This window comes from Nitratireductor kimnyeongensis (assembly GCF_019891395.1).
GTDB classification, from domain to species: domain Bacteria; phylum Pseudomonadota; class Alphaproteobacteria; order Rhizobiales; family Rhizobiaceae; genus Nitratireductor; species Nitratireductor kimnyeongensis.
Map to the genome: position 1 here is coordinate 129,278 of NZ_CP078144.1, position 12,080 is coordinate 141,357.

The 12,080-nt window shown below is 62.6% G+C and carries 13 protein-coding genes; 3 read left to right on the forward strand and 10 right to left on the reverse strand.

Annotated features, from left to right (window positions below; translation table 11 throughout):
- Position 1 precedes the first annotated feature (1 nt).
- The 7 genes from KW403_RS18670 to KW403_RS18695 form a co-directional block, all read right to left on the reverse strand.
- Positions 2-823, reverse strand: a complete 822-nt coding sequence (locus KW403_RS18670; protein ID WP_223022746.1) for a carbohydrate ABC transporter permease — start codon at positions 821-823, stop codon at positions 2-4.
- Positions 823-1,689 (reverse strand): carbohydrate ABC transporter permease, encoded by an 867-nt coding sequence (locus KW403_RS18675; RefSeq protein ID WP_223022747.1) that lies wholly within the window; start codon positions 1,687-1,689, stop codon positions 823-825. Before KW403_RS18675 ends, KW403_RS18670 begins: the two co-directional genes overlap by 1 nt.
- 173 nt (positions 1,690-1,862) lie before the next feature.
- Complete coding sequence (locus KW403_RS18680; protein ID WP_223022748.1) at positions 1,863-3,194, reverse strand: extracellular solute-binding protein; 1,332 nt, start codon at positions 3,192-3,194, stop codon at positions 1,863-1,865.
- 14 nt (positions 3,195-3,208) lie between these two features.
- Positions 3,209-4,078, reverse strand: a complete 870-nt coding sequence (locus KW403_RS19530; RefSeq protein ID WP_378597121.1) for an ROK family protein — start codon at positions 4,076-4,078, stop codon at positions 3,209-3,211.
- Entirely contained in the window at positions 4,075-4,758 is a 684-nt protein-coding gene (locus KW403_RS19535; RefSeq protein ID WP_378597119.1) for an N-acetylmannosamine-6-phosphate 2-epimerase, read from the reverse strand. The genes KW403_RS19530 and KW403_RS19535 overlap by 4 nt, the downstream gene beginning before the upstream one ends.
- Before the next feature lie 75 nt (positions 4,759-4,833).
- Positions 4,834-5,583 (reverse strand): GntR family transcriptional regulator, encoded by a 750-nt coding sequence (locus KW403_RS18690; protein WP_223022749.1) that lies wholly within the window; start codon positions 5,581-5,583, stop codon positions 4,834-4,836.
- Positions 5,584-5,853: 270 nt separating this feature from the next.
- The gene (locus KW403_RS18695; protein WP_223022750.1) at positions 5,854-6,867 is read right to left on the reverse strand and encodes a 1-aminocyclopropane-1-carboxylate deaminase; all 1,014 of its coding nucleotides are present in this window, start codon (positions 6,865-6,867) and stop codon (positions 5,854-5,856) included.
- Positions 6,868-7,011: 144 nt separating this feature from the next.
- Between KW403_RS18695 and KW403_RS18700 the strand changes: the two genes are divergently transcribed.
- The gene (locus tag KW403_RS18700; RefSeq protein ID WP_223022751.1) at positions 7,012-7,491 is read left to right on the forward strand and encodes an Lrp/AsnC family transcriptional regulator; all 480 of its coding nucleotides are present in this window, start codon (positions 7,012-7,014) and stop codon (positions 7,489-7,491) included.
- A gap of 23 nt (positions 7,492-7,514) precedes the next feature.
- Here KW403_RS18700 and bla read toward each other — a convergent pair whose 3' ends face one another.
- Positions 7,515-8,399, reverse strand: coding sequence for a class A beta-lactamase (gene bla, locus KW403_RS18705; protein ID WP_223022752.1), 885 nt, complete (start codon positions 8,397-8,399; stop codon positions 7,515-7,517).
- A gap of 167 nt (positions 8,400-8,566) precedes the next feature.
- On the opposite strand from bla, the gene KW403_RS18710 reads away from it, so the two are divergent.
- A complete protein-coding gene (locus tag KW403_RS18710) occupies positions 8,567-9,442 on the forward strand; it encodes a LysR family transcriptional regulator (protein ID WP_223022753.1) in 876 nt (291 codons plus the stop codon).
- 9 nt (positions 9,443-9,451) lie between these two features.
- Here KW403_RS18710 and KW403_RS18715 read toward each other — a convergent pair whose 3' ends face one another.
- Positions 9,452-10,246 carry a crotonase/enoyl-CoA hydratase family protein gene (locus KW403_RS18715; protein WP_223022754.1) on the reverse strand — a complete coding sequence of 265 codons (795 nt, stop codon included), beginning with the start codon at positions 10,244-10,246 and terminating at the stop codon, positions 9,452-9,454.
- An 87-nt stretch (positions 10,247-10,333) separates the two neighbouring features.
- On the opposite strand from KW403_RS18715, the gene KW403_RS18720 reads away from it, so the two are divergent.
- Complete coding sequence (locus KW403_RS18720) at positions 10,334-10,921, forward strand: TetR/AcrR family transcriptional regulator (RefSeq protein ID WP_223022755.1); 588 nt, start codon at positions 10,334-10,336, stop codon at positions 10,919-10,921.
- Here the strand turns inward: KW403_RS18720 and KW403_RS18725 are convergent.
- On the reverse strand, positions 10,905-12,035 hold the full coding sequence (locus tag KW403_RS18725) for a M20/M25/M40 family metallo-hydrolase (protein WP_223022756.1): 1,131 nt from the start codon (positions 12,033-12,035) through the stop codon (positions 10,905-10,907). The genes KW403_RS18720 and KW403_RS18725 overlap by 17 nt on opposite strands.
- Between the last annotated feature and the right edge of the window lie 45 nt (positions 12,036-12,080).

Genomic DNA, 12,080 nt, shown 5'->3' on the forward strand with positions numbered 1-12,080 from the left:
CCTACCCCTTCACCGCCCCGGCCATCATCGTGCCGCTGATCTTGCGATACATGAAAAGCCCGAGCAGCATGGGCGGCAGGGCGCCCACCATCATCACCGCCGCGGCCACGCCCCATTGAACGCCGCCACCCGACGCGGCGAAAAAGAACGATGCGCCGACCGTCACCGGAACCGCCTTCGAGGTGGTCAGCATCAGGCCGAACAGGAATTCGTTCCACGCGGTGATGAAACCGAAGATCATGCTCGTCACAAGGGCCGGCCGGCAGACCGGGCCGACGATCTTGAACAAAATGCCTGTGCGGCTCACCCCGTCGATCATCGCCGCCTCGTCCAGCTCGAACGGCACGTCCGAAATGGCGTTGACGAGAATGATCAGCACCAGCGGAATGTTGACGATGGTCATCACCAGCCCCAGGCCCAACCGCGTGTCGAGCAGGCCCATGAACTGGAACATCATGTAGATGGGTATGGCGAAGATGACGAGCGGCACGGCGCGCAGATTCACGATCAGCGGCAGAAGCGTCTTTTCGCCGAACCGCCCGCGCACGATCGCATAGGCCGCCGGCAGCGCCAGCGCCACGGCCAGAAGCGTGCCCATGGCCGCCACGGCAAAGCTGTTTGCGAGGTATAGGAAAATATTCAGGCGGTCGGAAACCGTCAGCACGGTCGCGTAGTTTTCCAGCGTCGGCGCGTTGATCCAAAGCCCCGGATTGGTGGAAATCTCGCGCGCGCTCTTGAACGAGGTCACAAGCGTGACGATCAGCGGAAAGTTCATGGCAAAGGCGGCAAGGGCAAACACGGCCCAGCGGATCGCGTTGAGCATCATCGTCTCCTGCGCCTTGCAAGGCGGTTGAGGCCGTAAAGCACGGCAAATGACGCGGCAAACAGGATCACCGACGCCGCCACCGCCTTGCCGATGGCTGCCTGTTTGAAGAAGGCTTCATAAATGTAGATCGACAGCGACGTGGTGGAGCCCCCTGCCCCGCTTCCCGTCAGCACATAGACATTGTCGAACACGCGGAACCCGTCGATGAAGCGGATCAGTAGTGCTGCCGCCAGCGTCGGCAGCATCAGGGGCAGTTCGATGCGCCAGAACCGGGCAAGGCCCATCACGCCGTCAATCGATGCCGCTTCTCGCAGCTCTTCCGGTATCGCCTGGTAGGCCATGTGAAAAAGCAGAAAGGCGAATGGCGTCCATTGCAGCGTTTCCACCACCGCCAGCGTCCAGAAGGCGGAGTTCGGTCCGAGAAAGGCCGGGCTGTTGCCGAACCATGCCCAGAGATAATGCGGCACGGGCCCGGCGAACTCGTGCAGCACAAGGCGATACATCAGTCCCATCAGCGCCGGCGCCACCATCAGCGGCAGCATCAAAATGGCAATCGGCCAGCTACGGTCCTTGAAAAGCGGCGCGAGGAAAACCGCAAGCCCCAGCCCGATAAGACATTCGAGAATGGCCGTCAGAAGACCGAAGCGCAGCGAAAACCAGTTGGCCCGCCAGAACCCGCTGTCGGTCAACACGGCGACAAAATTGCCAAAACCGGAAATCTCCGGGTTGCGCAGCGTCTCGAAGCTGATGTCGGAGACGGAATAGATCAGGTTCACGATGGCCGGAAAGCCGAGACATACCAGCAGAAACACCATCAGCGGCGTCGCAAGCAGCGTCCATTCAAGGCGATGGGTCGTTTCCATTGGGCTTCTTGGTCTGGTTTTCAGCTCGGTTCGATGGTTGGCGCCGCCCCTCATCCGCCTGCCGGCACCTTCTCCCCGCATACGGGGAGAAGGAAGAAGCGGCGACGTCTATGTCCCCTTCTCCCCGCGAGCGGGGAGAAGGGGAGGATGAGGGGCGAGCGCCTGCGTCAGTGCTACTTCAGCAAGTCCGCCATGCCCTTCTCGACATTGGCGAGCGCCGTGTCGAGATCCTGCTGGCCCGACCAGTAACCGGTGAACTCCTTCGCCTGCAATTCGTAGATCGCAAGCGCATTGGCCGAAGCCCCGCCATTCATGACATAGCCATAGGCACCGGCATATTCACCAAGCTGCACCAGATCGGGCCGCTCGTCTGCAACCGACGAAACCGCATCCGCGGAAAGCGCCGGCGCACCGCCCGCTCGCGCGTAGATCAGGGCTGCTTCCTCGGTCGAAAGCCACTTCAGAAAGGCATTCGCGCCTTCCTTGTTTTCTGCACTTTTGTTGAGGCCAAGGCCCAGACCATGAATATGCGTGGCACGCGCTTCAGGGCCGGAAGGCGGCGCAATCGTCGCCGTCACCTCGCCCACGGCGGGAGATTTCTCTGCATTGGTCAGATCGGCTGCCGCCGCATTCCACTGGACCATGGCCGCCACCTGGCCCGCCGCATAGGCGGCGTTGGCTTCGGCAAACTCATAGGAAAGGGAATCACGCGGCGTCGCACCAGCATCATAGAGCTTCTTGTAGAGCTCCAGTCCCTTGCGGAAAGCTTCCGAGTCGACCGTGATCTTGCCATCGGCATCCATCCAGTCGCCGCCATAGGAGCGCGCGGTGGACTGCCACACCATGATGTTGAAGAGCAGGTTCTTCATCTGCAGAACCGTGCCATAGCGCGTCGGGCTGTCGGGGTTCACCGCCTTGGTGAAATAGAGCGCGGTCGCGGCATAATCGTCCCAGGTCCATTCATCCGGGTTCTTCGGCTCCATCGCCGTGCCCAGATGCTCCTCGCTGATGTCCGCATAGCGCGCCTTGGCGTCGTCGTCGCTCATCAGCGCGTCGATCAGGTCCTTGCGGTAATACATGAAGTGCAGCGAAAGGTCGGTCGGCACGCCATACTGCTTGCCGTCGAACTGCATGGTCGAAAGCACCGCATCGCCATAAAGCGCCTGCGCTTCATCCGAAAGCTCCACCGGCTCCATGAAGGGCGCGTAGCGGCCGATCGAATAGGTGGCGAGCAGGTTCAGGTCGAATGCGTCCGAGCCGGCGGCCAGATCCGCCTGCAGCTTGTCCCAGAAGCCATCGCGGTTGAAGAACAGAAGCTCGACCTTGTTCTCCTCGCTCACATCGTCCTTGGCGTTATAGGCGTCGGCGGCAGCCCGCAGCGCCGTTTCTTCCGGGCCGCCCGGCCAGCCGAGCACGGTCACTTCCGCATTGGCCGCTCCGGCATAAAGGCCGGCGGCGAAAACGCTGCCCAGAAGGGCGGCGGCAAATCGTGCAACAGGTTTCATGGTCATTCTCCCATTTATTGGTTTGTCTGGTTTTGGGTCTTGGTATTGCGTGCCAGGTCGGCGATCCCCACCACGCCGGCCTTGTCGCCGAGCCTGGCCGGCACAAGCCGGGGCCTCAGCCTTTCGGGCACATCGTCAAGATGCGCCTCGATGCGCGCCCGGTAGCCCGGCGCCAGCCCGATGCCGCCGCCGATCACGATGCGCGCCGGGTCGAGTGTCAGTTTGATGTTGCGACACAGAATGGCCGCGCGCCGCGCCGAGAGGTCGAGAATGGCATCGGCCCAGCCTTCGCCTTTCTCCGCTGCGGTAAAAACCTCGCGTGCACTCGCACCCGGCTGATGCGCCGCCGCCTCGGCGGCAATGAAATTGCCCGAGACATGATCTTCAAGCGCGCCGTCGAAATCCTGCCCCTGCGTGAGGCCGAAATGGCCGGCGAGCCCGGCCCGCAATTTGCCGTCCAGAACGACGCCGCCACCAATCCCGGTAGAGATCGTCAGGAAAACAAGATCCCCCTCACCGTCACCATATCGATATTCGCCCCAGGCGGCGGCCTGCGCATCATTGGCGGCGATGGCCGGTTTTCCCGAAAGGCCAACCACCGTCTGCAACAGTGGAAACCGGTCTGGAATGTCGAGCGTCTTGCGGTTGAGCGGCGACCACAGTCCGTCATCGACAATGCCTGTCACCGCCACGCCAACACTTTCGTAGGTTCCCTGCCAGTGCGCGATTCCGGCAAACAGCGCTTCCAGCCATTCGGCCGGGCCGCCGTCTCCTTTCGGGGTCGGCATGGTCAGGCTATCGGCAACGGTCTCACCGCGCACGAGGGCGGCGAGCATTTTCGTCCCGCCAATATCGAGCGCCAGAACCGTTTCCTTGTCGCTCATGCGCCCGCTCCCGCCGCCTCGTCCATGTCGGCACGAAACCATGATGTCACATGCTCAGGCCGGGTGATCGCCGAGCCGACCACCACCAGCCGCGCACCGGCCTTCAATGCCGCACGCGCATGGTGCGGCTGGCGGATGCAGCCCTCCGCCACCACATAGGGCGTCAGCGCGCGCATGGCGCGGATCAGGTCGAGATCGGGCTCTGTCGGCTCCGGCCCGCCCGTATAGCCCGAAAGCGTGGAGCCCACCATTTCGGCTCCTTCATCCAGCGCCTGCCGCGCGTCGGAGACGATGGAGCAGTCGGCCATGGCGATCTTGCCTGCCGCGTGAATGCGGCTTACGAGCTCGGCCGTCGGCACGGGGCGTTCACGCTGCGTGGCGTCATAGGCGATCACATCCGCCCCCGCCGCCGCCAGCGCCTCCACATCCTCGATCCATGGCGTGATCCGCACGGGCGAGTTGTCGAGATCCCGTTTCACGAGCCCGATAATGGGGGCATCGGTCGCCGCCCGCACGGCCTCCACATAAGGGGCAGATTCGATCCGCAATCCCTGCGCGCCGCCGGCAAGGGCGGCCAGCGCGAAGCCAACGACAAAGGGTGCCGCATCCATCGGCCCGTCCGTCACCGGCTGGCAGGAGACGATCAGACCGTTCTCAAGCGACTGAATGCTGTCTGTCACGCTTGTTCCCCCGTTTGAAGGGGGCATCATAGGCAGAAGAAATACCAGATAACAACCAGTTTCAAACTGGTATTATCAGCGATGCAGCTCGATCACGAAATCATACACGTCGCCGCGATATTTGGTCTGGGTGAACTCCACGATCTGCCCGTCTTCCAGAAAGCAGCGGCGCTCCACCACAAGCAGGCTGGTGTGCGGCGGCGCTTCGAGCAGGCGCGCCTCTTCCGGCGTGATCGGCGTTGATTGCATGCGCTGAACCGCGCGCACCGGCATGGCTCCGCGCGCCTCCAACGCCTGATAGAGCGATGCACCCACTGCTGCGGGTCTGGGCAGAAACCGCACGGGCAGTGCCGCAGTCTCGATGGCGATGGGCGTGTCGTCAGCGGTGCGGATCCGTTTCAGCCGCGCAATTTCCTCGCCGCCTGAAATGCCGAGCGCCATCATTTCGGCAGGAGAAGGACGTGCAGTTTCCTTGGAAATCCAGATGCAGCCGGGCTCCAGCCCGCGCGAGCGCATGTCTTCGGAAAAGCTGGTCATGGTTGAGAGCGATTTCTCCAGACGCGAGGAAACCACGGTCTTCGCCCCGTGCCGGCGATGCAGCAGCCCCTCTCGTTCCAGGTCCTCGATGGCGCGGCGTATGGTGACGCGCGACATGGAAAGGGCAGCACACAGCGTGCGCTCGCTGGGGATCACCGCCCCCCGTTTCAGCCGCGAGGAATGAATGGCTTCCGCCAGCGCCATCTTCACCCTTCGATAGAGCGGTTCGGCGCTGTTGCCGCGCGCGATGTGCCCACGCATGAAGTCAAGAAGTGCCGCTTCTTCCATCTCTCTTCCTCTGGCCTGTACTTGCCAGAGGATCATGCCAAATTTTTCACAGGTTTTGAACTGGTATTATTTGATTTCTTGTCGCAGCCCCGGCCCGGGGGTGAGACCGTGACCGGGATCGTTTTGAGAAGCATGCCGGAATCTTTTGCAGCGAGATCGGAATTCCTTTCCGTGCCCTGCACGCGCCGCGGTGATGCGCGGAGGCATCCCGGTTGCGGCCGGGCCACACAGGCAGGTTGCATGGCTTCAATTCCGGAACGGTCCCCTCCCTCACCCGTTGCGGAAGGCGTAGCTGTAGCCATTGATGGCCGGCACACCGCCGAGATGCGCATAAAGCACTCTGGAGCCTTCGGGAAAGAAGCCCTTCTTCACGAGGTCGATCATGCCCTGCATGGATTTGCCCTCATAGACCGGGTCGGTCATCATGCCTTCAAGCCGCGCGCAAAGCCGGATGGCGTCCTTCGTCTCTTCCGAGGGCACGCCATAGGCGGGGTAGGCGTAATCCTCGATCAACACCAGATCGTCATCGGCAATCTCGTGGCCAAGCTCCACCAGCTTCGCCGTGTTGTGCGCGATCTCCAGCACCTGTGCGCGGGTCTGGCCCGGCGTGCCGGAGGCGTCGATACCGATCACCTTGCGCGCCCGCCCGTCGGCGGCAAAGCCGACCAGCATGCCGGCATGGGTCGAGCCCGTCACGGTGCAGACGACAATATAGTCGAAGGTGAAGCCAAGCTCTTCTTCCTGCGCGCGCACCTCTTCGGCAAATCCCACATAGCCGAGCCCGCCATATTTATGCACCGAGGCACCCGCAGGGATCGCATAGGGCTTTCCACCTTTCGCTTCCACGTCCTTCAAGGCGTTTTCCCAGCTTTCGCGAATGCCGATATCGAATCCCTCGTCCACCATCTCGACATCCGCGCCCATCACACGGCTTAAGAGGATATTGCCGACCCGGTCATAAACAGCATCTTCATGCGGTACCCAGCTTTCCTGAACCAGTCGACATTTGAAGCCAATCTTCGCCGCCGTCGCCGCCACCATGCGGGTATGGTTCGATTGCACGCCGCCGATCGAAACCAGCGTGTCGGCACCCGAAGCAATCGCATCGGGCACGATATATTCCAGCTTGCGCAGCTTGTTGCCGCCGAAGGCGAGGCCGGAATTGCAGTCCTCCCGCTTGGCATAAAGCGAAACCCCATCGCCCAGATGCGCGGAAAGGCGCTCCAGCTTTTCGATGGGGGTAGGGCCGAAAGTGAGCGGATAGCGTTCGAATTTCTCCAGCATGGCAGGCCTTTCGATGATGTCTGGTCCAAGGCGAACCTAGCCGAGAAAGGCCGGAATGTGCTTTCATATTTGAGCACGTAATTGCAGTAAACTCGTAGCTATGGCTTAATGGATGGATTATTTTCTGAGCATTTTGGGTCTTGAATGGAAGAATCTTCCACCGGAAGCAATCTCGACCGTACGGACATGCGCATTCTCCGCCATCTCCAGCGCGATGGCCGGCTGAGCAATGCCGATCTGGCGAAACTGGTCGGCGTCAGTGCCGCCACCTGCCACCGCCGCACCGAGCGGCTTTTCAGGGAGGGCTATGTAAGCGGCGTTCATGCGGCGGTCGCACCAAAGCATGTTGGGCGCGGGGCTCTGGTCATGGTCGGTGTGGTTCTCGACCGCTCCACGCCGGAGAGCTTTTCCGCCTTCGAAGCGGCGATCCGCAAATTGCCCTTCATTCTCGATTGCCATCTGGTGGCTGGCGATTTCGACTATTTCCTCAAGATCCGGGTGCGCGACATGGCCGATTTCAACCGGCTGCACGGCAGCCAGTTGATCGCCCTGCCCGGCGTGCGCCAGACGCGCACCTTTTTCGTGATGAAGGAGGTGGTGGACGGCGCTGCACTCGATTTCTGAGCGCAGCACCGTCCGTATCGTTCCTATCGGCTTTTCAGCACGTTCACGATGGCTGCACTGACATCCTTCAGCGCCCCATTGCGCGTTTCAAAATCCACATCCGTGTCGGAAATGAAGATCGAGACAAGGAAGGGTGCGCGGCCGGGTGGCGTCACCATGGCCACCAGATTGCGCGTGTGGCTTCCCGCGCCGGACTTGTCGGAGATCGCCCAGTCTTTCGGCAGGGAGGCGCGCATCAGGGCGTCAGTCACGCCGCCATGGCTCATCCATTCGATGAGTTGCGTGCGCGAGGCGGGTTTCAGCACATCGCCCAGGAGCAGGGCATGCCAGGTTTCGGTCATGGCTGCCGGCGTTGTCGTGTCGCGCGGGTCACCGGGCGCAAAGGCGTTGAGCTTCGGCTCCAGCCGGTCGAGGCGGCTGACGGGATCACCGATGCTGCGCAGGAAGGCGGTGACCGCCTTCGGCCCGCCCAGCCGCCCGATCAGGAGGTTCGCTGCCGCATTGTCGCTTATGTCCAGTGTAGCAAGGCAAAGATCTGCGATCGACATGGCCGTGCCCACATGCTTCTGCGTCACCGGCGAATAAGAAACGATATCGAACTGGCGAATGGGCAGGGACTCATCGAGAGCGAGCGCCCCGGCATCCGCCTTCGCAAGCACGCCGCCGCAAATCAGCGCCTTCACCGTGCTGTTCATCAGGAAGCGTTCCTCTGCCCGGTGGCTCCAGCGCCAGCCCGAACCGGTGTCGCGGATCACGATGCCCACCCGTGCGCCAAGCGTGCTTTCAATTCGCTCGACTGTCTGGGAGAGCGTCGCGGCGCCCTCTTCTGCGCTGGCGGGGCCGAAAAGCGACAGGCCGAGCGCGAGCCCTGCCGCGAAGCGCGACAGAACAGATGTCAGTTTACGCATGTCTTGTTCCTTGTTCATGCCGGCTGGCATTTGCCTGTCAGCCGGCGGAGGAGCCCCGCTATGCCCTTGCATGACATCAGTCAATGTCATGACAATCCTATATTTCGGCTTGCGTTCGCGCCGCAAACGACAAATGATCAGGGGTATCATTAGATAAAGTAATATCAATGGACAGAGCCGATATTCCGCTCAATGCGCTGCGCGTGTTCGAGGTTGCCATGCGGCAGGGCAGTTTCACCAGGGCGGCGGAGGAGTTGCGGGTCACGCAGGCCGCCGTCAGCCACCAGATCGCCCGGCTGGAGGATAGGCTCGGTGTCGCCCTGTTCCTGCGGGCGTCCGGCGGGCTGGTGCCGACCGATGAGGGGCGCCTCCTCTATCCCGTGCTGGAACACGGGCTCGACGGCATTGCCCGCACGCTGTCCCGCATCACCGGGCGGCGCGATGTGGAGCTCCTGAAGATCGGCGTGAACACCACCTTCGCGCTCGGCTGGCTGTTGCCCAGGCTTGCCGCCTTCGAGAACGCCCATCCGGAGGTCGACCTGCGCATCTCCACAAACAACAACCGCGTCGACATTCTGCGTGAAGGGCTCGACATGGCGATCCGCTTCGGCAATGGAAGCTGGACCGGAAATGATGCGGTCCCCCTTGTCGCAGCACCCATGGCGCCGCTTTGCGCGCCGTCCCTCGCGCTGCGTCTATCGGAGCCTGCGGATCTGGCCCAGATGGTTCTCTTAAGAAGCTATCGCAGTGCCGAATGGCCTGGCTGGTTCGAGGCGGCGGGCACACCCTGTCCGCCCGTCACCGGTCCCGTGCTGGATTCCTCCATCGCCCTGGCGCAGCTTGCCGCTGAGGGCGCGGGCGTCGCGCTTCTGCCGGTCGCAATGTTTGCCCGACAGATCGCGGAGGGACGGCTGACTCAGCCGTTCGGCACCACGGTTTCCGCCGGCCGCTATCATCTGACGTGGCACTCGGATCGCCCCCAGACCAGCGCGATGGCGCGTTTCCGGCAATGGATCATCACCGAGTGTGCGCGCGCCACCTGAACCTCAGCGTCACCGCCCCTCATAGCGCGGCGTCCGCCGCTCGATCCACGCACCGAGGCCTTCATGCACATCGCGGGTCGCTGCCATTCTGGCAAACTGTTCACTCTCGATCTGCAGACCCTCTGCAATCGTGGTGTTGAGGCCGCGCGTCACCGCATGGAGGATCCGCGCGCTCGCCAGCGGTGGATGACGCGTGATGCGTTCGGCCAGTTCGAAGGCCGCATCGAGAAGTTTTCCATGCGGCACGACCCGATTGACAATGCCCATCTCGCAGGCCCGTTCGGGGCTGAAGGGATCGCCCGTCAGCAGATATTCGAGTGCTCGCTTGCGCCCGGCCAGTCTTGGCAGGCGCTGTGTGCCGCCGAAGGTCGGCGGGATGCCGATATTGATCTCCGGCTTGGCGAAAAGCGCCCGCTCGCTCGCGAGTGCCAGATGAACAGCCTCGGTGATCTCGCACCCGCCGCCGAAGGCAAGCCCGTTCACCGCCGCGATGATGGGCTTCGGGAACGCCTCCATGCGCGATGTCATTGCCTGCCCGCGCCGCACGAATTCGCGCACCGCCACATCCACGCCGTCCTTGATGCTTCGCGTAAATTCATGGATGTCGCCGCCCGCTGAAAAGGCGCGGTCGCCGGCACCTGTCAGGATCACCGCCTTGATGGTCTCTTCCTGCTCGATCCGATCCAGCAGCTCCATGAGCCTGTCATTGGTCGCATAATCCAGGGCGTTGAGCTTTTGTGGCCGGTTGAGCGTCAGCAGCGCGATCTGGCTGCGCTTTTCAAAGAGCACTGTGCTGGTCGACATGTCATCCTCCGATGCCTTTGCAAAAACCTGCATCGGGGCTAACATCAGACGTCAATCATATAAACTCACTGGTCAGTATAGATTGCTATGCCGAGAGACGCCGCACATACACGGGAGAAAATCGTCAAAACGGCCAGTCGCCTGTTTTATGCCAAGGGCATTCGCGCTGTCAGCATGGATATCGTGGCGGAGAAAGCGGGCCTCACCAAGAAGACGCTCTATTATCATTTCCGCAGCAAGGATGATCTGGTCACCGCCTATCTCGCCTCCCGCGACCAGCCCAATCTCGACCTCTTCGCCAAATGGTTTGCGCAAGCGGACGGGCCGCTTCCCGAGCGCATCCGCACCATCTTCGAAAACATCGCCGAGGGGGCAGCAAGCCGCCGCTGGAAGGGCTGCGGTTTCCTGCGCACGGCGGCCGAACTGGTCGAGACACCGGGTCACCCGGCGGTGAAGCAGGCCTCGGCCCACAAGAAGCGGCTTGAGGCCTGGCTTGCCGAGGTGATCGCCGCCGAACAGCCCGACCACGCGCCGCAGCTCGCGCGCCATGTCCTGCTTCTGCTCGACGGCGCCTTTTCCACCATGCTCGTGCATCACGACACGGCCTATATCAGCAGCGCCGGCGAGGCGGCTGCGGCGTTGCTGCGCGGAAAGGGTTTTATGTCAGCCGCGTGAAAAGCCCGACCATGAGCTGCGCGCGCTCCACCAGACTGTCGGTCTCGATATGTTCGCCGAGCGTGTGCAGCCCCGCCCCGCGCACGCCGATGGAATCGAGCGTGGGGATGCCGAGCGCGCCGGTGAAATTGCCATCCGAGCCGCCGCCGGCGCTGGCATGAGTGAGTTCGAAGCCGATTTCGCCGGCAATCCCGCGCGCCAATTCATAAACCGCCATCGTGCCGGCATCCGGCTCCCAGACCGGCCGCGTCACGCCGCGCGTCACCTCGATCACCACGTCGTTTTCCTCGCCCGAAAGCGCCAGCATGCGCTCCACGCCATGGTCGAGATCGGCCTGGCGCTTGGCCATGGAAAGCACCTCCGCATCGCAGGTAGACGACACGCAGTTCACCCATTGCCCCGCATGGATCACACCGACAGAGAAGGTGCAGTCCTCGCCCGTCATGCTCTCGATTTCCAGCACCTTGCGTGCCATGGCGGCGATGGCGGAGCGCCCATCCTTGAGTGCCCAGCCGGCATGGCTCGGCCGCCCCGCTGTCTTCACGTTGAAGCGCGCAATGGCATAGCGGCCCGTCACCGCGCCGCCGTCGGGCCGTGCGGGTTCGGGCACGAGCACCACCTTGTTCTTGCGGGCTTCCATCTCGATCAGCTCGCGCGTCGAGGGCGTGCCCACCTCCTCGTCGGGCGTGAACAGAACGGTGATCGGCAGCGGCGTCTCGATGCCGGCGCGGATCAGCTGGCGGATCGCCTCTAGGCTCACATAATTGCCGCCCTTCATGTCCTGAATGCCGGGGCCGTAGCAGCGACCGTCCTCGATGCGCCAAGGGTTCTTCGCAATCGTGCCAAGGGGATGCACCGTGTCGAGGTGGCCGGAGATCAAAATGCCCGGCTTGCCGAAATCCCTGTGCGGAAAGCGCGCCCGCACGGAGCCGCCAAAGCCCATCCGGCCCGGAATGCGTTCGATCTCTGCGCCGGTCGCCGCCAGCTCATAGGCCGCAAGATCCATCATGCGGTCCACGGCGGCGGCGTCGAATGTCGGACTCTCGCAGAGTATCCAGGGTTTGAGCCCTGCGAGCATGGTGTCCGTATCGAACGGCAGGTCTTTGATGTTCATGGTATGTGTCCTGAACTGGAGCAATCCCAGGAAAGTTGGAAACCG